21 protein-coding genes, 1 tRNA gene and 1 riboswitch are annotated in these 21,340 nt (G+C 40.5%); of the genes, 17 read left to right on the forward strand and 5 right to left on the reverse strand.

Going from position 1 to position 21,340, the window contains the following annotated elements; genetic code table 11:
- The first annotated feature begins 15 nt into the window (after positions 1–15).
- Complete coding sequence (locus tag HMPREF9957_RS05725) at positions 16–3,591, forward strand: pneumococcal-type histidine triad protein (protein ID WP_000672611.1); 3,576 nt, start codon at positions 16–18, stop codon at positions 3,589–3,591.
- Between the two features lie 35 nt (positions 3,592–3,626).
- Here HMPREF9957_RS05725 and pepT read toward each other — a convergent pair whose 3' ends face one another.
- Positions 3,627–4,850 carry a peptidase T gene (gene pepT, locus HMPREF9957_RS05730; RefSeq protein WP_000222050.1) on the reverse strand — a complete coding sequence of 408 codons (1,224 nt, stop codon included), beginning with the start codon at positions 4,848–4,850 and terminating at the stop codon, positions 3,627–3,629.
- Between the two features lie 153 nt (positions 4,851–5,003).
- Between pepT and hemH the strand changes: the two genes are divergently transcribed.
- A complete protein-coding gene (hemH, locus tag HMPREF9957_RS05735; RefSeq protein ID WP_000709229.1) occupies positions 5,004–6,098 on the forward strand; it encodes a ferrochelatase in 1,095 nt (364 codons plus the stop codon).
- Between the two features lie 40 nt (positions 6,099–6,138).
- Here hemH and mscL read toward each other — a convergent pair whose 3' ends face one another.
- The gene (mscL, locus tag HMPREF9957_RS05740) at positions 6,139–6,519 is read right to left on the reverse strand and encodes a large conductance mechanosensitive channel protein MscL (protein ID WP_025170692.1); all 381 of its coding nucleotides are present in this window, start codon (positions 6,517–6,519) and stop codon (positions 6,139–6,141) included.
- A gap of 88 nt (positions 6,520–6,607) precedes the next feature.
- Positions 6,608–7,033, reverse strand: coding sequence for a GtrA family protein (locus HMPREF9957_RS05745; RefSeq protein WP_000743001.1), 426 nt, complete (start codon positions 7,031–7,033; stop codon positions 6,608–6,610).
- A 28-nt stretch (positions 7,034–7,061) separates the two neighbouring features.
- Positions 7,062–7,159: riboswitch (PreQ1 riboswitch) on the forward strand.
- Between HMPREF9957_RS05745 and HMPREF9957_RS05750 the strand changes: the two genes are divergently transcribed.
- From HMPREF9957_RS05750 to dapA, 5 genes are all read left to right on the forward strand, one after another.
- Positions 7,157–7,666, forward strand: coding sequence for a QueT transporter family protein (locus tag HMPREF9957_RS05750; protein WP_000737072.1), 510 nt, complete (start codon positions 7,157–7,159; stop codon positions 7,664–7,666). (Overlaps the previous riboswitch by 3 nt.)
- A gap of 99 nt (positions 7,667–7,765) precedes the next feature.
- Positions 7,766–7,838, forward strand: a tRNA-Thr gene (locus HMPREF9957_RS05755).
- Between the two features lie 105 nt (positions 7,839–7,943).
- Positions 7,944–8,198 carry a hypothetical protein gene (locus tag HMPREF9957_RS13535; RefSeq protein WP_000693057.1) on the forward strand — a complete coding sequence of 85 codons (255 nt, stop codon included), beginning with the start codon at positions 7,944–7,946 and terminating at the stop codon, positions 8,196–8,198.
- 225 nt (positions 8,199–8,423) lie between these two features.
- The gene (locus HMPREF9957_RS05760; RefSeq protein ID WP_000542462.1) at positions 8,424–9,500 is read left to right on the forward strand and encodes an aspartate-semialdehyde dehydrogenase; all 1,077 of its coding nucleotides are present in this window, start codon (positions 8,424–8,426) and stop codon (positions 9,498–9,500) included.
- Positions 9,501–9,555: 55 nt separating this feature from the next.
- Positions 9,556–10,491, forward strand: a complete 936-nt coding sequence (gene dapA / locus HMPREF9957_RS05765; protein ID WP_000121625.1) for a 4-hydroxy-tetrahydrodipicolinate synthase — start codon at positions 9,556–9,558, stop codon at positions 10,489–10,491.
- 46 nt (positions 10,492–10,537) lie between these two features.
- On the opposite strand, the gene mnmE is transcribed toward dapA, so the two are convergent.
- Positions 10,538–11,911 carry a tRNA uridine-5-carboxymethylaminomethyl(34) synthesis GTPase MnmE gene (gene mnmE / locus HMPREF9957_RS05770; protein ID WP_000632751.1) on the reverse strand — a complete coding sequence of 458 codons (1,374 nt, stop codon included), beginning with the start codon at positions 11,909–11,911 and terminating at the stop codon, positions 10,538–10,540.
- A gap of 137 nt (positions 11,912–12,048) precedes the next feature.
- Positions 12,049–12,231 (reverse strand): 4-oxalocrotonate tautomerase, encoded by a 183-nt coding sequence (locus tag HMPREF9957_RS05775; RefSeq protein WP_001117401.1) that lies wholly within the window; start codon positions 12,229–12,231, stop codon positions 12,049–12,051.
- Positions 12,232–12,354: 123 nt separating this feature from the next.
- Here HMPREF9957_RS05775 and HMPREF9957_RS05780 point away from each other — a divergent pair, with 123 nt between their 5' ends.
- From HMPREF9957_RS05780 to rlmD, 10 genes are all read left to right on the forward strand, one after another.
- Positions 12,355–12,945, forward strand: a complete 591-nt coding sequence (locus tag HMPREF9957_RS05780; RefSeq protein WP_000068143.1) for a thymidine kinase — start codon at positions 12,355–12,357, stop codon at positions 12,943–12,945.
- Positions 12,942–14,021, forward strand: a complete 1,080-nt coding sequence (gene prfA, locus HMPREF9957_RS05785; RefSeq protein ID WP_001028815.1) for a peptide chain release factor 1 — start codon at positions 12,942–12,944, stop codon at positions 14,019–14,021. The genes HMPREF9957_RS05780 and prfA overlap by 4 nt, the downstream gene beginning before the upstream one ends.
- Complete coding sequence (gene prmC / locus HMPREF9957_RS05790; RefSeq protein WP_000761858.1) at positions 14,021–14,857, forward strand: peptide chain release factor N(5)-glutamine methyltransferase; 837 nt, start codon at positions 14,021–14,023, stop codon at positions 14,855–14,857. Before prfA ends, prmC begins: the two co-directional genes overlap by 1 nt.
- On the forward strand, positions 14,841–15,443 hold the full coding sequence (locus HMPREF9957_RS05795) for an L-threonylcarbamoyladenylate synthase (protein ID WP_000969301.1): 603 nt from the start codon (positions 14,841–14,843) through the stop codon (positions 15,441–15,443). The genes prmC and HMPREF9957_RS05795 overlap by 17 nt, the downstream gene beginning before the upstream one ends.
- A 1-nt stretch (position 15,444) precedes the next feature.
- A complete protein-coding gene (locus HMPREF9957_RS05800) occupies positions 15,445–15,876 on the forward strand; it encodes a GNAT family N-acetyltransferase (protein WP_000942943.1) in 432 nt (143 codons plus the stop codon).
- Positions 15,877–15,936: 60 nt separating this feature from the next.
- Positions 15,937–17,193 (forward strand): serine hydroxymethyltransferase, encoded by a 1,257-nt coding sequence (glyA, locus tag HMPREF9957_RS05805; RefSeq protein ID WP_000575484.1) that lies wholly within the window; start codon positions 15,937–15,939, stop codon positions 17,191–17,193.
- Positions 17,194–17,200: 7 nt separating this feature from the next.
- Entirely contained in the window at positions 17,201–18,175 is a 975-nt protein-coding gene (locus tag HMPREF9957_RS05810) for a nucleoid-associated protein (protein ID WP_000356122.1), read from the forward strand.
- Positions 18,175–18,789 (forward strand): cell wall hydrolase Pmp23, encoded by a 615-nt coding sequence (gene pmp23, locus HMPREF9957_RS05815; RefSeq protein ID WP_000476380.1) that lies wholly within the window; start codon positions 18,175–18,177, stop codon positions 18,787–18,789. Before HMPREF9957_RS05810 ends, pmp23 begins: the two co-directional genes overlap by 1 nt.
- A gap of 73 nt (positions 18,790–18,862) precedes the next feature.
- The gene (locus HMPREF9957_RS05820) at positions 18,863–19,837 is read left to right on the forward strand and encodes a DUF1002 domain-containing protein (RefSeq protein WP_001227751.1); all 975 of its coding nucleotides are present in this window, start codon (positions 18,863–18,865) and stop codon (positions 19,835–19,837) included.
- 73 nt (positions 19,838–19,910) lie between these two features.
- Entirely contained in the window at positions 19,911–21,266 is a 1,356-nt protein-coding gene (rlmD, locus tag HMPREF9957_RS05825) for a 23S rRNA (uracil(1939)-C(5))-methyltransferase RlmD (RefSeq protein ID WP_000914560.1), read from the forward strand.
- Positions 21,267–21,340: the final 74 nt, after the last annotated feature.

Consider the following 21,340-nt stretch of genomic DNA (forward strand, 5'->3'; position numbering starts at 1 on the left):
TGAAATGAGGGATTTATGAAATTCAGTAAAAAGTATATTGCAGCCGGATCAGCTGTTATTGTATCCTTGAGTCTTTGCGCCTATGCACTGAACCAGCATCGCTCGCAGGAAAATAAGGACAATAATCGGGTTTCTTATGTGGATGGCAGCCAGTCAAGTCAGAAAAGTGAAAACTTGACACCAGATCAGGTTAGCCAGAAAGAAGGAATTCAGGCTGAGCAAATTGTCATCAAAATTACAGATCAGGGCTATGTGACGTCACACGGTGATCACTATCATTACTATAATGGGAAAGTTCCTTATGATGCCCTCTTTAGTGAAGAACTTTTGATGAAGGATCCAAACTACCAACTTAAGGATGGAGATATTGTCAATGAGGTCAAGGGTGGCTATATCATCAAGGTCGATGGAAAATATTATGTCTACCTGAAAGATGCAGCTCATGCTGATAATGTTCGAACCAAAGATGAAATCAATCGTCAAAAACAAGAACATGTCAAAGATAATGAGAAGGTCAGCTCTGATGTTGCTGTAGCAAGGTCTCAGGGACGCTATACGACAGATGATGGTTATGTCTTTAATCCAGCTGATATTATCGAAGATACTGGTGATGCTTATATCGTTCCTCACGGAGGTCACTATCACTACATTCCAAAAAGTGATTTGTCTGCTAGTGAATTAGCAGCCGCTAAAGCTATTCTAGCTGGAAAAAATACGCAACCAAGTCAGCTAAGCTATTCTTCAACAGCTAGTGCCAATAATACTCAAGCTATAGAGCAAGGCTCAACTAGCAAGCCAGAAAGCAAAGTTGAGAATCTCCAAAGTCTTTTGAAGGAACTCTATGATTCACCTAGTGACCAACGTTACAGTGAATCAGATGGTTTGGTCTTTGACCCTGCTAAGATTATCAGTCGTACACCAAATGGAGTTGCGATTCCGCATGGCGATCATTATCACTTTATTCCTTACAGCAAGCTTTCTGCTTTAGAAGAAAAGATTGCCAGAATGGTGCCTATCGGTGGAACTGGTTCTACGGTCTCTACAAATGAAAAGACCCGTGAAGTGGCATCTAGTCTGGGAAGTCTTCCAAGTAATCCATCTATATTGAATAATGCTTCTTCAACGTTAAATAAGAAAATTTCTTCAACATCTGATGGTTATATCTTTAATCCTAAAGATATTGTCGAAGAAACTGCTACAGCCTATATTGTAAGACATGGTGATCATTTCCATTACATTCCAAAATCAACCGTAATTGGGCAACCGACTCTTCCAAACAATGGTCTAACAACACCTTCGCCATCTCTTCCAGTCAATCCTGGTGTTTCACATGAGGAACATGAAGAAGGTGGACACGACTTTGATGCCAATCGTATTATTGCTGAAGATGAATCAGGATTTATCATGACTCATGGTAACAACAATCATTACTTCTTCAAGAAAGATTTGACAGCAGACCAAATTAAGGCAGCACAGGATCATTTGAGAGGTAAAACGCCAGTAACACCAAGCCCAGCCCATGATGCCGATCACGATGAAGATCATCATGGACACCATCATGATGAAGACCATGATCACGGTTTTGATGCCAATCGTGTCATCAGTGAGGATGAACAAGGTTTTGTCATGAGTCACGGCGACCACAATCATTACTTCTTCAAGAAAGATTTGACAGCAGAGCAAATTAAGGCAGCTCAGGATCATTTGAAAACACATCATGATGCAGAGCCTGTAAAACCTCTTGCTAAAACGGTAGAGTCTTTCTCAAAAGATGCTAGCGATGAAGAAAAGATTGCTTATATCTCTAAAACTTATGGTGTTCCACTTGAAGCGATTAGAATTTCAAACGGATTCTTTGTCTTTGGAAATCCAGACCAAGCCTACGATCCAACTCATATCCACCCATATGCTGTTCGTAAGGAACATGTTCGTTTGCCACTGCAAACTGGCAATCCAGAACTTGATTTCCTAAACGAACTCTATACGACTGCTTTGAGAGATGGCGTGTCTCCGTATAGCTTACAGGTAGAAAATGGTAGTTTTGTGATTCCTCATGGTGACCACAATCACTACATTAAGGTTCAAACCAAGGGCTATGAAGTAGCTTTGAAAAACAAGATTCCAGCTCTTCAATCTAACTACCAACCTGGAGCTTTTGATGAGAAGGCAGTCTTGGAAAAAGTAGATCAACTTCTAGCTGATAGCAGAAGCATCTACAAAGACAAGCCTATCGAACAAAGACAGATTGAGTTAGCCTTAGGTCAGTTTACTGAGAACATGAAGAAACTGGCAACTAACTCTACAGCAGGTTATCTTGCAACCCTTGATCTCTTTGATAAGCAATATATCCATATTGATGAAAGTGTCAAACCTGTTGAAACAAGTGCTTTAGATAAGAAATATCAGGCCTTGATTGATAAAATCAATACTCTGGATACAGACACTTTTGGACTTCCTAAGAAAAACCTTCTCGTTCGACTCCAAGAGGCTAAATTGGCTAAAGATGAGGCTGCTTTAGCAGCGGTTGAATCACAACTTCAAGCTCTTCAAGACTTTAATGATCGTACTGGTGATACAACAGTGGAATACATCAAGTACTTCTACGAGCATGTAACTGATGGTCGTTTAAGTGATGAGCTTCGTAATAAAGTTGCTAATTTGACTTTGACTTTATATCAATCCCAATCTTTCCGTAAGGCTGTAGATTTGAATAAACTGTTCCCAAGCATTTACCAAACAAAACAAGAAGTAGAAGAGGCTTTGAAAAATCAGCCAGCTACTGCAAAAGTAAATGAAACAGTTTTAGATAAAGAAACAGTTGATAGTCAATCTGCTAAGCAAGCAATTTATGAATTCCTGAAAGAGATCTATCCTAATCTTAAGAAGGAGGAACATGTCAATCATGTAAGTAAAGAGCAAGTTGAAACTATCTTAACCAAAGCAGAGCAATTCTTAGCTCAAGTTAAAGAAGTAGGAATCAGACAATCCTTGGCAGAAGAAGTAGAAAATCTAAAAGTTGCAGCTAGCAAGGCTGATGCAGATTTGGATGAAATCAATGTCCAAGTTAAAGATCTCTTGAAACGTATTGTAGCTACTCTACAAAAAGAGAAAGAGACTGCGCAACAAGATCCACAAATAATTAATCTACATAAACAACTCTATGGATATATCAACTCACTACATAAGTATTTAGAAGATAACAATGGTTCAAATGAAGAATTTGAAAAAGTTGATAAACTATTCGATCAGCTTGATGATGATGTGAAAAATAATGATAAGGAAGCTTTACTTGAATTAGCCAAAACAATAGTAGCCTTGAATCAAGAAATCAAGTCAAAATCAAGAGCAAGTGAAGAAGCAACTCCAGCAACAAAACCTGAATCGAATGCTGATAGCACAAGTGCAGAGAATCAACCAATTGCAAGTACAGCAACCGAAGCACCAGTAGCATCTGAATCTAACAGTGATACCGCAAGCGACGAAAACAAACCAAGCAATACAACAGATTCTAAACCTGCTGAACCAGCTTCAGAAAAGGAAACAACAGAATCTACAATAAGTACTGGAAATCAAGAAAATCCAGCTCAATAAAAAGAAAGGCGAAGTAGCTAAGCTACCTCGTCTTTTTAGTCTTTATAAGCTACGATGCCAATGATTGTATCAACTGCACGTTCCATAGTCTGAAGGCTGACGTATTCAAAACGTCCGTGCATATTTTCTCCTCCCGCAAAGATATTAGGAGTTGGGATTCCCATAAAGGAAATCTTAGAGCCGTCTGTCCCTCCACGGATTGGTTCGATTATAGGAGTGATCCCCAAATCTTCCATAACGGCTTTAGCAATGGTAATTGGAGTCATATCTTTTTCAATGACTTCTTTCATATTGTAGTACTGGTCTGTCAAGTTTAGGGTGATACGGTCGCTACCAAGTTCCTGATTCATCTTATCAGCGATAGACTGCAAAGCTGCTTTACGCGCTTCAAAGGCATCTTTTTCAAAATCACGAATGATGTAGTTTGCACGTGCCTCCTCGACACTACCTGTCACATCCATTAGATGGTAGAAGCCTTGATAACCTTCTGTTAACTCAGGTCGGTCATTCTCTGGAAGTTGATTATGAAAATCAATTGCTAGCTGAAGAGCGTTGACCATTTGCCCTTTGGCAGTACCAGGGTGGACATTGCGTCCTTGGAAATGCAATTCAGCACCCGCTGCTGAAAAGGTCTCGTACTGAAGTTCACCTAGTGGGCCACCATCAACTGTGTAGGCAAAATCAACATCAAAATCTTCTGCATCAAATTTATTAGCACCAACACCGATTTCCTCATCTGGACCAAAACCAACACGAATTTCACAGTGTTTGATTTCAGGATGGGCAGTCAGATATTCAATGGCAGTCATAATCTCAGCAATCCCTGACTTGTCATCAGCACCTAGCAAGGTTGTTCCATCTGTTGTGATGAGCGTTTGTCCTGGATATTTCTCAAGACTCTTAAAGTCAGCTGGATCGAGTTTGAAACCAGAATTTCCTAGTTCAATCACACCACCATCGTAGTTTTCAATTACCTGTGGATTGACTCCTTCGGCATTAAAATCAGCAGTATCCATATGGGAGATGAAGCCAATTTTACGTGTTAAAGACGGATCATTGGCTGGCAAAGTTCCAATAGCAAAACCATTTGGTAGATAATAAACATTTTGTAATCCAACACGTTTCATTTCAGGAATTAGGACATTTGTCGCAAAGTCAACCTGACTCTGTGTACTTGGAGTAGTAGTAGAGTGTTCATCAGAGCGCGTGTTGACCTTAACGTAGGTTAAGAAGCGGTCCAAGAGATTGGGATAAGTCATAAAAAACTCCTTTTGAATTCATTTTTTCCATTGTATCATAGAAAAGAGTGAAAAACAAAAGACAGAAGTTAGGGAAATTCGCTATGTTGGCGTTTACTTATTAATGAATAAATGATAAAATAAACTTGATAAAAATATCACAAGGAAGCGATTATGAAAAAAGCAATTTTAATGATGACTTTTGGTTCGCCAGAAGAGATTACCTTTGAAGGTGTAGCTGATTTTTTCACAAACATTCGTCGTGGAGTGAGACCTCAAGACCATGAGATTCAAACACTCTATGATAATTATGTACTTATTGGAGGCACGCCTCTGCAAAAAATTACCCGTGAAGAGGTTGCCTTGGTAGAAGCTAGGCTGGAGGATGAGTATAGTGTCTATTTTGCCAATAAGTTTTCTAGACCCTTTATCCCAGATGTGATTGGTCAGATGGAAGCAGACGGAATCGAGCAATGTATTTGCCTGATTTTGGAGCCCCATTATTCTTTCTACTCTGTCATGGGTTATGAGAAATTTTTAGAAAGCAAGCAAATTCAATTTTTAGTCATTAAGGACTGGTATCAAGAAGAGGCCTTGATAAACTATTGGGCAGATGAAATTGCTAAGATTTTAAAAGAAGAAGTAAAGCAGGATAGCTTTAAAGTCATCTTTTCAGCCCACAGTGTGCCCATTTTTGCCTTGGACTTTGGTGATCCTTATATCGACCAAATTTTTGAAAATAGCAAGCTAGTCGCTGAAAAACTAGGTTTGAGTTCAGAACAATATACCAACACTTGGCAGAGTGAAAGTGATATCGGGATTCCATGGATTAAGCCAGATGTTTTGGAGTATCTCAGAGAACAGACAGAACATCCAGACCATTATATTTTTGTTCCTATCAGCTTCATTAGTGAGCATATTGAAGTCTTGTTTGACAACGATGTGGAATGTTATGACTTGTGTCAAGAATTGGGTGTGAACTACCATCGACCACCAATGCCAAATACGGATTCTCGTTTGATTGATGCCTTGATTAGTACAGTCAGAGCCAATGAAGATCAAGAGTTTAAGGAATTTCTTCCAGAAGAAGAAACCTTTGATGAGTTAGTTCCTTCAGATGAGACGAAAAACATTTTGGCTGAATCTCAAGATTTACAAATGCCTGAATTTGTGAAAAAACTGATTGAGAAAAAAGGTCGGGAGAATGTCAAGATGCCTTATCTTATCAAGAAGATGCTAGAAAAAGCAGGCAAGTTGCCGAAAGAGTAAAGAAAAAGGATTTAGCTTTGCGCTAGATCCTTTTAAACGATTATTTTTTCTCAAGAAGAGCTTTGATTTCTTGAAGGACTTCCAACTCAGTTGGACCAGCTGGAACTTCTTCAACAGATTCTTCTTTTTTAGTAAGGCTTTGAGCTTTTTCCATTGCTTTAATCGCAAAGAAGAGAACAGTACCTACAACAAGGAAGTTGATAATAGCACTCAAGAATTTACCATATGTAACACCATTCCATGCAAGCTCAGCGATATTTTGTACTTTCGCAGCTTCCAAGGCTGGGTTCAATAGAAGTGGGGTGATGATATCGTTAACGAATGAAGTTACGATAGCACCAAAAGCAGAGGCAATGATCACACCGACAGCAAGGTCAACAACATTACCACGAAGCAAAAATGCTTTAAGATCTTTTAACATTTTCATAATATCCTTTCAAAAATTTTTACTATTTATTATATATTAATTAAGAAAAGCTTGCAAGATAGATGCTCAGAAGTTTTATTTATTAAAAAACATAGACCTTGCTTAAAATGTAATTAAGAATAATTATCAATAATTGTGCAAGGAGTGTTTCGATTGCATTTACTTTATCAAGATTTTCATTTACGAATTGCCCTATGATATGAGGGAATTGAGTCACAAACAGAAAAGTAAAGAGCAAATCTAATAGAAAAGTAGAAAGGCGGGCAAGAGAAAATTTCAATAAACGGATAAGGCGATTCTTCCTTGCTTGCTTAAATACAATCGTATCATTTGTGATAAAGGCAAATAGGATGCCAATACTATTTGCTAGGGCAGTAGCGAGGAGTTCTTTATGAGTTAGCTGATAAATGACTAGTCGTGAGAGAATTGAAACTAGAGTTGTTGCAAGGCCAAAAAAGAGATAGGCTAAGATTTCATTGTTAAAAAATTTTTGAATAGGTTTTTTCATGCTTTAAGTATAGCATAAAGCAGGCTATTGTGCTATACTAGTAAGGTTGAATAAAGCAACCCTTGGTGCTTAGCTTCTTTCACCAAGCATATTTTACGCGGACAACCCGCTAAAGGAGAAAAGATGAAAAAATTAACTATTCGTGATGTTGCAGATATTGCAATCGTTGCTGCTATCTATGTCGTTTTGACTGTCACACCGCCTCTAAATGCCATCAGCTATGGTGCTTATCAGTTCCGTATCTCAGAAATGATGAACTTTATGGCTTTTTACAATCCTAAGTACATCATCGGAGTTACCATCGGTTGTATGATTGCTAATTTCTTTAGCTTCGGACTGTTAGATGTCTTTGTTGGTGGTGGATCAACCTTAGTATTCCTCAGTCTAGGTGTTTGGCTTTTTGCAAAATACAGCAAAGATTACCTCTTTAACGGATTGATTCGAAAAGATCATTTCTTCTTTTCAATCCTCTTTTCAATTTCCATGTTTACCATCGCTGCAGAGTTAAATATTGTAGCGCAATTACCATTTTTCCTTACTTGGTTCACAACAGGAATTGGTGAATTTGCCTCATTGATTATTGGAGCGATTATTATCGGTAAAATTGGTCGTCGAATCGATTTAAGCAAATAGAAGAAGATAAGCTAGGTAGCTCTTACCTGGCTTTTTCTTATGGAAAATTTCTAAGGAAACTTGACAAGTTTTTCTAACTATAGTATACTTTTTAAGTAAGCTGATTTAGCTCAGTTGGCAGAGCGCATCCATGGTAAGGATGAGGTCGCCGGTTCAATCCCGGCAATTAGCATGATATAGACAGCAAAACCCTTTATTTACAAGGGTTTTTGTTATGTATGCCCCAAATTTTTCAAAGATATTTCTTATGCACCTGTGTAAATAAAACTAATACTCAATGAAAATCAAAGAGCAAACTAGGAAGCTAGCCGCAGGTTGCTCAAAGCACTGTTTTGAGGTTGTAGATAAGACTGACGAAGTCAGCTCAAAACATGTTTTTGAGGTTGTAGATGAAACTGACGAAGTCAGTAACCATACATACGGTAAGGCGACGTTGACGAAGTTTGAAGAGATTTTCGAAGAGTATAAAGAGTTTTGGCTGTTGACAAAAGTGACTCTATCTAGTAGAATAGTAGATGCGATGAGTCGATAGGTAGTCTTCGGACTACTATTGAGCATAAGGAGGTCATAACGCAGGAGCGGACCTTGATGAGTTGTGTGAACCTGCTCATCACATGAAGATGCCTCTTAGTCCCTAGTCTAGCAACTGGGGATTTTTATTTTCCAAAAAATGATGAAAAAGCTTTGCAATTCATGGAAAAAGTAGTATAATACTTCTATTATAGAAATTTTTAGAAAATTCCGAAAGAGGTTATTTATGGGATATACAGTTGCTGTAGTCGGCGCGACAGGTGCTGTCGGAGCTCAGATGATAAAAATGTTGGAAGAATCAACACTTCCAATCGATAAAATTCGTTTACTTGCTTCTGCACGTTCAGCAGGCAAGACTTTGAAATTTAAAGACCAAGATATTACGATTGAAGAAACGACTGAAACTGCTTTTGAAGGAGTTGATATTGCTCTCTTTTCAGCAGGTGGTTCTACATCAGCTAAGTATGCACCATACGCAGTGAAGGCTGGAGCGGTAGTAGTAGATAATACATCTTACTTCCGTCAAAATCCAGATGTTCCTTTGGTTGTTCCAGAGGTCAATGCTCACGCACTTGATGCCCACAACGGGATTATTGCTTGCCCTAACTGTTCAACAATCCAAATGATGGTGGCTCTTGAGCCAGTTCGCCAAAAATGGGGCTTGGACCGTATCATTGTTTCAACTTATCAAGCCGTTTCAGGTGCTGGTATGGGAGCAATTCTTGAGACACAACGTGAGCTTCGTGAGGTCTTGAATGACGGAGTGAAACCACGTGATTTGCATGCGGAAATCTTGCCTTCAGGTGGTGACAAGAAACACTATCCTATCGCCTTTAACGCTCTTCCACAAATCGATGTCTTCACTGACAATGATTACACATACGAAGAGATGAAGATGACCAAGGAAACTAAGAAAATCATGGAAGATGATAGCATTGCAGTATCTGCAACATGTGTGCGTATTCCAGTCTTGTCAGCTCACTCTGAGTCTGTTTACATCGAAACAAAAGAAGTGGCTCCAATAGAAGAAGTCAAAGCAGCTATCGCAGCCTTCCCAGGCGCTGTTCTTGAAGATGATGTAGCTCATCAAATCTATCCGCAAGCCATCAATGCAGTGGGTTCGCGTGATACCTTTGTTGGTCGTATCCGTAAAGACTTGGATGCTGAAAAAGGGATCCACATGTGGGTTGTTTCAGATAATCTTCTCAAAGGTGCTGCTTGGAACTCAGTTCAGATTGCTGAAACTTTGCACGAACGTGGCTTGGTTCGTCCAACAGCTGAATTGAAATTTGAATTAAAATAGTCATAACGTTTAGGAGTTCAGATGAACTCCTTCTTTGAAATAGAGAGGTGTTTTCATGTCTTATCAAGATTTAAAAGAGTGTAAAATCATCACTGCCTTTATTACTCCCTTCCACGAGGATGGTTCCATCAACTTTGATGCTATTCCAGCCTTGATTGAGCATTTGTTGGCTCATCATACAGATGGTATTCTTCTCGCAGGAACGACTGCTGAGAGTCCAACCTTGACTCACGATGAAGAGTTGGAGCTATTTGCGGCTGTACAAAAGGTTGTCAATGGACGCGTTCCTTTGATTGCGGGTGTAGGTACTAATGATACGCGTGACTCGATCGAGTTTGTCAAAGAAGTAGCAGAATTTGGTGGTTTCGCAGCTGGGCTTGCTATTGTTCCTTACTACAACAAACCTTCTCAAGAAGGAATGTATCAGCATTTTAAAGCCATTGCAGATGCTTCTGACCTACCAATTATTATCTATAACATTCCAGGTCGTGTGGTTGTCGAATTGACTCCAGAAACTATGCTTCGCTTGGCTGACCATCCAAATATCATTGGTGTCAAAGAATGTACTAGCTTGGCCAATATGGCTTACTTGATTGAGCACAAGCCAGAGGAGTTCTTGGTCTATACAGGTGAGGATGGAGATGCCTTCCATGCCATGAACCTTGGTGCGGATGGTGTTATTTCTGTTGCATCTCATACAAATGGGGATGAAATGCACGAGATGTTTACCGCCATTGCAGAAAGCGATATGAAGAAGGCTGCAGCTATTCAACGTAAATTCATTCCTAAGGTCAATGCCCTCTTCTCTTATCCAAGTCCTGCTCCTGTTAAGGCCGTTCTTAACTATATGGGATTTGAAGCTGGCCCAACTCGTCTACCTCTTGTTCCAGCACCAGAAGAAGATGCCAAACGCATTATCAAGGTTGTTGTAGATGGCGACTACGAAGCGACCAAGGCAACTGTAACAGGTGTCTTAAGACCAGATTACTAATAAAGACAATAAAATCCATGACCGCACGAACGAGCATGGATTTTTCTTATTTTCCTAAACAGAATTGGCTAAAGAGTTGGGTGATGAGTTCATCTGGAGCAGCATCTCCAGTGATTTCTCCGAGGATTTCCCAAGTACGAGTCAAGTCAACCTGAAGCAGATCAACTGGCATACCTAGTTCCAGCCCTTGGTTAACAGCTTGTAGGCTTTCAACTGCCTTTTCAATCAAGGAAATATGACGGGCATTTGATAGGTAGGTTGCGTCTTGCTCAACCAAACCAGCATTTTCAAAGAAGAGGTTGTTAATTCTCTCTTCAATCTTATCGATATTTTGATTTTTAAGGACTGAAATGCGAATGACATCTTCTGGAAGTTCAGAGGTTTCAATAACCTCTGGCAGGTCAGTTTTGTTAAGAAGAATAATGCGATTAGTCTCCTGACTAATTTCAAGAAGTTGTCTGTCTTGGGCAGTTAAGGGCTCGCTAACGTTTAGTACTAGCAGAACCAAGTCAGCTTCCTTGAGGGCTTTTTTCGAACGCTCAACCCCTATTTGTTCAACGATGTCATCCGTTTCACGAATACCTGCTGTATCAATCAATTTGAGAGGGACACCGTTGATGTTGACGTATTCTTCGATGACATCACGTGTCGTACCAGCAATGTCTGTAACGATAGCCTTGTCCTCACGCAAGAGGTTGTTGAGGAGGCTGGATTTTCCAACGTTAGGACGGCCGATGATAGCAGTGGAAATTCCTTCACGGAGGATTTTGCCGCGACGGGCTGTTCTAAGGAGATTAGTTAGCAATTGCTCAAACTCCATAGTCTTTTCCCGGACCACAGCAGTAGTCGCTTCCTCAACATCGTCATACTCAGGATAGTCAATATTAACCTCGACTTGGGCAAGTGTATTGAGGATTTCTTGACGGGTATTATTGATAAGATCAGAAAGGGAGCCGTCTAATTGTTTGACAGCAATGTTCATGGCTTTATCTGTCTTAGCACGGATGATATCCATCACAGCCTCTGCCTGAGTTAAGTCCACACGACCGTTTAGGAAGGCACGTTTGGTAAATTCACCGGGTTCTGCCAACCGAGCTCCTTCACGAATAGCTAGCTGGAGAATTTCATTGGTCACCGCAATCCCACCGTGGGTGTTAATCTCGATAATATCTTCACGAGTGAAGGTTTTTGGAGATTTCATAGCCCCAACCATAACCTCGTCCATGACTTTACCAGTCAGAGGGTCAACGATGTGACCGTAGTTAAGGGTATGGCTAGCAACCTGACTCAAGTCTTTTCCTTTAAAAATCTTTTGCGCAATAGCAAAACTGTCTGTTCCGCTCAGGCGGACAATACCAATAGCCCCTTCACCTAGTGGAGTAGAGATAGCAGCGATGGTATCAAATTCACGTGTAATCATAATGTTTCCTTTAATAAATAGCTCTTTGCTTGGAAATTTTTCCAAGTCTCTTTTCAAATTGTAACAAATTTAGGATATTTCTTCAATGAATGCTACTTGGAGATTGAAAAAGCCTAAGCAATTCTGCTTAAGCTAGCTTATTTGGTGCGCATTTCCCCTTGTGGGAAGTAAGTTCCTTCTGGCATGTCGTTGATGATGACATGGACAGCAGATTGAGGGGCTCCAGTATTACGGACAACAGCTTCCGTCACTTCCTTAGCAAGAGCTTTCTTTTGCTCGAGCGTGCGTCCTTCAAATAAATCGATGCGTACAAATGGCATAATAGCTTCCTCCACTAGTTTTTGATTTCTTCTATTTTACCACATTTTGCCGTTTAAAGCTTAAGAAAATTATGATATACTAGAATGTAGCAAAAATTTAGAAATGGACGTGAAGCAAGAAACATGGCACAGTTGTATTATCGTTATGGGACCATGAACTCTGGTAAGACGATTGAGATTCTCAAGGTGGCCTATAACTATGAGGAGCAAGGAAAAGGTGTTGTGATTATGACCTCAGCTCTTGATACTCGTGACGGTGTTGGCTATGTGTCGAGTCGGATCGGTATGAAACGCCCTGCTCTTGCGATTGAGGAGACGACGGATATCTTTGGCTATATCCGAGACCTACCAGAAAAGCCTTATTGTGTTTTGGTCGATGAAGCCCAGTTTCTCAAGCGTCACCATGTTTACGATCTAGCTCGTGTAGTTGATGAGTTAGACATACCTGTCATGGCTTTTGGCTTGAAAAATGACTTTCGCAATGAACTGTTCGAAGGTTCCAAGTATCTCTTGCTCTTAGCAGACAAGATTGACGAAATCAAGACCATCTGTCAGTATTGTAAGAAAAAGGCGACTATGGTTTTGCGTACACAGGATGGACTGCCAGTCTATGATGGTGAACAGATTCAGATTGGTGGTAATGAAACCTATATCTCAGTTTGCCGTAAACATTATTTTGCCCCTGAAATCAATAAGGAGAATGAAGAAAAATGAACATCTATGATCAACTACAAGCTGTAGAAGACCGTTATGAAGAATTAGGAGAACTACTCAGTGACCCAGATGTGGTATCGGATACCAAGCGTTTCATGGAGCTTTCAAAAGAAGAAGCTTCCACTCGTGACACAGTAACAGCCTACCGTGAGTACAAACAAGTCCTTCAAAACATCGTTGACGCTGAAGAAATGATTAAGGAATCAGGTGGAGATGCTGACTTGGAAGAAATGGCCAAGCAAGAACTCAAAGATGCCAAGGCTGAAAAAGAAGAATACGAAGAAAAACTGAAAATCTTGCTCCTTCCAAAGGATCCAAATGATGACAAGAATATTATCCTTGAAATCCGTGGAGCAGCTGGTGGAGACGAAGCGGCACTTTTCGCTGGAGACCTTCTAACTATGTATCAAAAGTATGCGGAAGCCCAAGGCTGGCGCTTTGAAGTTATGGAAGCTTCTATGAACGGTGTCGGTGGTTTCAAAGAAGTTGTTGCTATGGTTTCAGGTCAATCTGTATACTCTAAACTCAAGTACGAATCAGGTGCCCATCGTGTGCAACGTGTCCCTGTGACAGAAAGTCAAGGCCGTGTTCATACTTCGACAGCGACAGTTCTTGTTATGCCAGAAGTTGAAGAAGTTGAATACGACATTGATCCCAAAGACCTTCGTGTCGACATCTACCACGCCTCTGGTGCTGGTGGACAGAACGTCAATAAGGTTGCGACTGCCGTTCGTATCGTTCACTTGCCAACCAATATCAAGGTTGAGATGCAGGAAGAACGTACCCAGCAGAAAAACCGTGAGAAAGCCATGAAAATCATCCGTGCGCGTGTTGCTGACCACTTTGCTCAGATTGCACAAGACGAACAAGACGCTGAACGTAAGTCAACGATTGGTACTGGGGACCGTTCAGAACGGATTCGTACTTATAACTTCCCACAAAACCGTGTCACAGACCACCGTATCGGCTTGACTCTCCAAAAACTAGATACTATTTTGTCTGGTAAATTGGATGAGGTTGTGGATGCCTTGGTGCTCTATGACCAAACACAAAAATTAGAAGAATTAAACAAATAATGAAATTAGCTCAATTATTTTCAGATTTTGAAGAAGAGTTGATAAGAAAAGGAGAGGAAGCAGAAAGCCTCTCTTTTGTCTATCGTAGTCTGAAAGACCTCACGTTTACAGACTTTGTTTTTGCCCTCCAGCAGGAAGTGACGGAAGAGGAAGAAGTATTTGTAAAAGGAATTTTCCAACAGTTAGCAGCTCATAAACCGGCACAGTACATCATTGGACAGGCAGATTTTTATGGAATACAGTTAAAAGTGGATGAGCGGGTTTTGATTCCTCGTCCAGAGACAGAGGAGTTGGTGGAGTTTATCTTAGCTGAAAATCCTGAGACAAATCTTTCAGTTCTGGATATTGGAACAGGTAGTGGAGCTATTGCTCTCGCCTTAGCAAAAAACAGCCCAGATTGGTCAGTGACAGCAGCAGATATTTCCCAAGATGCTTTAGATTTAGCTAACGAAAATGCTAAAAATCAAAATCTTCAAATATTTTTAAAAAAATCTGACTGTTTTACAGAAATTTCTGAAAAATATGATATAATTGTTTCCAATCCACCCTATATCTCTCGTGAAGATGAGTCAGAGGTCGGCTTGAATGTTTTGCATTCGGAGCCTCATCTAGCTCTCTTTGCAGATGAGGATGGCCTAGCTATTTACCGTAGAATTGCGGAAGATGCAAAAGACTATCTCAAAGATGGTGGTAAGATTTACCTTGAAATTGGATACAAGCAAGGTCAAAGTGTTCCTGAACTTTTTAGGAAGCATCTTCCTGAAAAACGTGTAAGAACGCTTAAGGATCAATTTGGTCAAGATAGGATGGTTGTGGTTGATGATGGACAGGATTAGGCAAGAGTTGGAAAATGGTGGAGCTGTCGTTCTGCCTACAGAGACTGTTTATGGTCTTTTTGCTAAGGCCTTAGATGAAAAAGCAGTTGACCATGTTTACCAACTCAAACGTCGTCCTAGAGACAAGGCACTTAATCTCAATGTTGCCTCTTTAGAGGATATCTTGCACTTTTCTAATAATCAGCCAGCTTATCTACAAAAACTTGTAGAGACCTTTTTGCCAGGTCCCTTGACCATTATTCTCGAAGCCAATGACCGAGTTCCTTATTGGGTCAATTCTGGTCTAGCAACGGTGGGATTTCGGATGCCAAGTCATCCCATCACGCTTGATTTGATTAGAGAGACGGGGCCCCTGATTGGACCGTCTGCCAATATTTCAGGTCAGGCAAGTGGTGTAACCTTTGAGCAAATTCTGAAGGATTTTGACCAAGAGGTTCTGGGTCTGGAAGACGATGCTTTTCTAACTGGACAAGATTCGACTATTTTGGACTTGTCTGGAGACAAGGTGAAAATCTTACGCCAAGGGGCCATTAAGCGAGAAGATATACTTGCTCGGTTGCCAGAGATTTCTTTTGAGGAGGAATGAGATGCTAAGAGATTTGCAAGAAACAGATGTGAAAGCTATATGTGAGATCAACCAAGAGGCTTTGGGCTATTCTTTTAGTCCAGAGGAAACGGCTAGTCAACTAGCTAGACTATCTCAGAATTCACATCATTTCCTACTTGCTTATGAGGATGAAGCTAGTCATGCCTTGCTTGGATATGTCCACGCTGAGGTCTATGAATCACTTTATTCTAAAGCAGGATTTAATATTTTAGCTTTAGCAGTTTCACCTCAAGCGCAAGGTCAAGGTATTGGTAAAAGTTTACTACAAGGGTTGGAAGAAGAAGCCAAAAGACGTGGTTATGGGTTTATCCGCTTAAACTCTGCCGATCATCGTCTGGGAGCTCATGCATTTTATGAAAAAGTTGGTTATACTTGTGATAAAATGCAGAAACGGTTTATTCGCATCTTTTAGTTTATTTTCTTATTGTAAAATCAAACTAATGGACTAGTCACACAATAAAGGAGAAGACCTATGATTTTTGACAAAGATGATTTTAAAGCATACGATGCTGATCTCTGGAATGCTATTGCCAAAGAAGAAGAACGACAACAAAACAACATTGAGTTGATTGCTTCGGAAAACGTAGTTTCCAAGGCTGTTATGGCTGCTCAAGGGTCTATCTTGACGAATAAATACGCCGAAGGTTACCCAGGACGCCGTTACTATGGTGGAACAGATGTAGTAGACGTGGTAGAATCTCTAGCCATTGAACGCGCAAAAGAAATTTTCGGTGCAAAATTTGCCAATGTCCAACCTCACTCAGGAAGCCAAGCCAACTGTGCGGCTTACATGGCCTTGATTGAGCCAGGTGATACCGTTATGGGGATGGATTTGGCAGCAGGTGGACACTTGACCCACGGAGCTCCTGTTAGCTTCTCAGGTCAAACCTACAACTTTGTTTCTTATAGTGTGGATCCTGAAACGGAACTCTTGAATTTTGATGCTATCTTGAAACAAGCCCAAGAAGTAAAACCAAAATTGATCGTAGCAGGTGCTTCAGCCTATTCTCAAATTATCGACTTTTCAAAATTCCGTGAAATTGCGGACGCCGTTGGTGCTAAACTCATGGTAGATATGGCTCATATCGCTGGTTTGGTTGCTGCTGGTCTTCACCCAAGCCCAGTACCATACGCTCACATCACGACAACAACGACCCACAAAACCCTTCGTGGACCACGTGGTGGTTTGATTTTGACCAATGATGAAGACTTAGCTAAGAAAATCAATTCAGCTATTTTCCCTGGTATTCAGGGTGGTCCTTTGGAGCACGTTGTGGCGGCTAAAGCTGTTTCCTTCAAAGAAGTTTTGGATCCAGCCTTCAAGGAATATGCTGCTAATGTTATCAAGAACAGCAAGGCTATGGCAGATGTCTTCTTACAAGACCCTGATTTCCGTATTATTTCTGGCGGGACTGAAAACCACCTCTTCCTAGTGGATGTGACTAAGGTTGTAGAAAACGGAAAAGTTGCTCAAAACTTGCTGGATGAGGTCAATATTACCCTAAATAAAAACTCAATCCCTTACGAAACCTTGTCACCATTTAAGACAAGTGGAATTCGTATCGGATCTGCAGCCATCACTGCACGTGGATTTTGTGAAGAAGAAAGTCGCAAAGTGGCTGAACTGATCATTAAAACCCTTAAAAATGCAGAAAATGAGGCTGTCTTAGAAGAAGTGAGAAGTGCAGTCAAAGAATTGACAGATGCCTTCCCATTATACGAGGACTAAAACTTTTATGGACATTTATATTAAGAAAGCCATTATTCACCAGTTCAGTCCGGATGATACCGAGCTGTTCCTAGCGGATAAATTTCTCAATATTACTCCAAAAATCGAAGAATACCTGCGTAGAAAAATTGAACGTGTGTATTCAGATGAAGCCAAGACTGGGATTTTCGAGGAAGAAAATCCCTTCTTCAATCATATCACAGACGATTTGTTGGAGACATCAGTAACACTGGCTAATCTCTGGAAAGAGGAGTTCAGCATTTCAGAAAATCTCAAGACCAATGACTTGATTTTTGTGCAATTTTCTAAAGAAGGCGTGGAACATTTCGCTTTCTTGCGAATTGCCCTGAGGGAGACCTTGACCCACCTCGGAGGAGAAGTTGATAATCCAATCAAGCTGACTCAGAATAACCTGCCTGGATTTGGAACGGGTGCTGACGAGGCCTTGGTGGTCAATCTTCAGAGCCGCAAATACCATCTGATTGAAAAACGAATCAAGTACAACGGGGCTTTCTTGAACTATTTTTCAGATAATCTTCTTGCCGTCGCCCCTAAGATTTCACCCAAGAAATCCATCAAGGAACTGGAAAAGACAGCCCAGAGAATTGCTGAAACCTTTAACACAGATGATTTTCAATTTCAATCCAAGGTCAAATCAGCGATTTTCAACAACCTAGAAGAAAGCAATGAATTATCACCTGAAAAATTGGCCAATGACCTTTTTGACAATAATCTGACGGCTCGTTTGAGCTTTATTGACCAAGTCAAAGAAGCAGTACCAGAGCCTGTTCAATTTGATGAAATTGATGCCAGTCGCCAGCTTAAAAAATTTGAAAACCAAAAACTCTCCTTGTCAAATGGAATTGAGCTCATCGTTCCCAATAACGTCTATCAAGACGCCGAGTCTGTTGAGTTTATCCAAAATGATAATGGAACCTACTCTATCTTAATCAAAAATATCGAGGATATCCAAAGTAAATAATGTTTAAACGAATTCGAAGAGTGCTTGTACTAGCAGTCTTCCTTTTTGCTGGATATAAAGCTTACCGCGTTCACCAAGATGTCAAGCAAGTCATGACCTATCAACCCATGGTGCGAGAAATCTTGAGTGAAAAAGACACCCCAGCAAACGAAGAGCTTGTGCTCGCTATGATTTATACCGAAACAAAAGGAAAAGAAGGCGATGTTATGCAGTCTAGTGAGTCTGCCAGTGGTTCCACCAACACCATCAATGATAACGCCTCTAGCATTCGGCAAGGCGTTCAAACTCTAACAGACAATCTCTATCTAGCCCAGAAGCAGGGTGTAGATGTCTGGACGGCTGTTCAAGCCTATAATTTTGGTCCTGCCTATATCGATTTTATCGCACAAAATGGCAAGGAAAATACCTTGGCTCTGGCCAAACAGTACTCTCGTGAGACTGTTGCTCCCTTGCTTGGCAATACCACTGGAAAGACTTATAGTTATATTCACCCTATTTCCATTCTTCACGGTGCCGAACTCTATGTAAATGGAGGAAACTATTATTATTCTAGACAGGTCCAACTCAACCTTTACGTCATCAAATGTTTCAATCTCTTTTCAACATCTGGCTAGTCCAGGTGTTTTTGTTATAAGTTTTCTTTAAGATAGATATATTACTCTAGAAAGGTAAAGGAGGAAAATCCCTATGAGAAAGAAACTCTTTCTGACTAGTGCTGCGGTCTTGTGGGCAGTAACAGCTATGAATAGCGCCCATGCAGCAACAGATGTTCAAAAAGTCATCGATGAAACCTATGTTCAACCTGAATATGTCCTAGGTTCTTCATTGTCTGAAGACCAAAAAAATCAAACCCTAAAAAAACTAGGCTACAATGCCTCAACAGACACCAAAGAGCTCAAGACGATGACACCTGATGTCTATTCTAAGATTATGAATGTTGCCAATGACTCTAGCTTACAACTGTATTCATCAGCCAAGATTCAAAAGCTAGGTGACAAATCGCCACTTGAAGTCAAGATTGAAACACCAGAAAATATTACTAAGGTAACTCAGGATATGTACCGAAATGCAGCAGTAACTCTGGGTGTGGAACACGCCAAAATCACTGTAGCAGCACCTATTCCCGTTACAGGAGAAAGTGCTTTAGCAGGGATTTATTATTCGCTAGAAGCCAATGGAGCCAAGGTGCCACAAGCCAACAAAGACTTGGCTCAAGAAGAGTTGAAGGCTTTGTCTGATATCAATGCTGAAAACAAGGACAAGTCAGGCTATGATGCTAATAAATTAAACGTTGCCCTAGCTGATATCAAGTCAGGACTCGCCAAAGCTAAAGAAAGTAAGGGAAATCTGACAGAGGAAGATGTCCGTAAAATCGTTGAAGATACCTTAAAAAATTACAAACTTGATCAGGTCATAACAGGAAACCAGATCAATGTCATCATCAATTTTGCTTTGAATCTCTCAAAGAGTGATATCCTCAGCAATACAGACTTCACTAAAACCCTGAATGACCTTAAACAAAGTATTGTTTCACAAGCTGGCGACAGTTTTAAAAATATCAACCTTAACTTTGATGCGGATAAGGCGCTAGAGGACGGTGGGAACTTCTTAAGCTCCCTCTGGCAAGCCCTTGTCAACTTCTTCAAGAGTTTTGGTTCTTAAGAAATTTCATGGTATAATAGATGGTAACCGTAACGTTGCCATCTTTTTTGTCGGCTAATAGAAAGAGAAGAGAATGTTAAAGAAAAATGATATTGTAGAAGTTGAAATTGTTGACTTGACCCATGAAGGCGCAGGAGTTGCCAAGGTGGATGGTTTGGTCTTTTTTGTAGAGAATGCTTTACCGAGTGAAAAAATCCTCATGCGTGTCCTCAAGGTTAATAAAAAGATTGGTTTTGGGAAGGTTGAAGAATACCTTGTCCAGTCACCACACCGTAATCAAGATCTAGATTTGGCTTACCTACGTTCAGGAATCGCGGATTTAGGTCATCTTGCCTATCCAGAACAGCTCAAATTTAAAACCAAGCAAGTTAAGGACAGTCTTTATAAGATTGCTGGAATCACGGATATAGAGGTCGCAGATACACTTGGCATGAAAAATCCTATCAAGTATCGTAACAAGGCTCAGGTCCCTGTACGTAGAGTAAATGGTGTTCTAGAAACTGGTTTCTTCCGTAAGAATTCTCATGACCTTATGCCTCTTGAAGATTTTTATATCCAAGATCCAGTGATTGACCAAGTTATTGTGGCTTTACGTGATTTGCTTCGTCGCTATGACTTAAAACCCTATGATGAGAAGGAACAGTCTGGTCTGATTCGTAACCTTGTTGTTCGTCGTGGCCATCATTCAGGTCAAATCATGGTTATTTTGGTGACCACTCGTCCTAAAATTTTCCGAGTAGAACAGTTGATTGAACAAGTCATCAAGCAGTTCCCAGAAATCGTATCAGTTATGCAAAATATCAATGACCAAAATACTAATGCCATTTTCGGGAAAGAATGGCGTACGCTTTATGGTCAAGATTACATTACGGACCAAATGTTAGGGAATAGCTTCCAAATCTCTGGACCAGCTTTTTACCAGGTTAATACTGAAATGGCAGAGAAGCTTTATCAGACAGCTATTGACTTTGCGGAGTTAAGTGAAGATGATGTGGTGATCGATGCCTATTCAGGAATCGGTACTATTGGTTTATCTGTCGCTAAGCATGTCAAGGAAATTTATGGTGTCGAAGTCATCCCAGAAGCAGTAGAGAATAGCCAGAAGAATGCTAGTATAAATGGCATCACCAATGCCCACTATGTCTGTGACACAGCTGAAAATGCCATGACTAAGTGGAGTAAGAATGGCATCAAACCAGACGTCATCATTGTGGATCCACCACGTAAGGGCTTGACTGAAAGCTTCATCAAAGCCAGTGTTGCCATGCAACCTGAGAAGATTACTTACGTCTCATGTAACCCAGCAACCATGGCGCGTGATATCAAACTCTACCAAGAATTGGGATATGAATTGAAGAAAGTACAACCGGTTGATTTATTTCCGCAAACGCACCACGTGGAGTGTGTAGCTTTGCTCGTAAAAGCCTAGAACCTTTGAACGAAAGGGATAATGAAAAGCCTTGATTGCAAGGCTTTTTGCTTTATGGTGGGGAAGTATTAGAG

The sequence above is a fragment of the Streptococcus mitis SK1080 genome, assembly GCF_000220085.1.
GTDB classification, from domain to species: Bacteria; Bacillota; Bacilli; order Lactobacillales; family Streptococcaceae; genus Streptococcus; species Streptococcus mitis_K.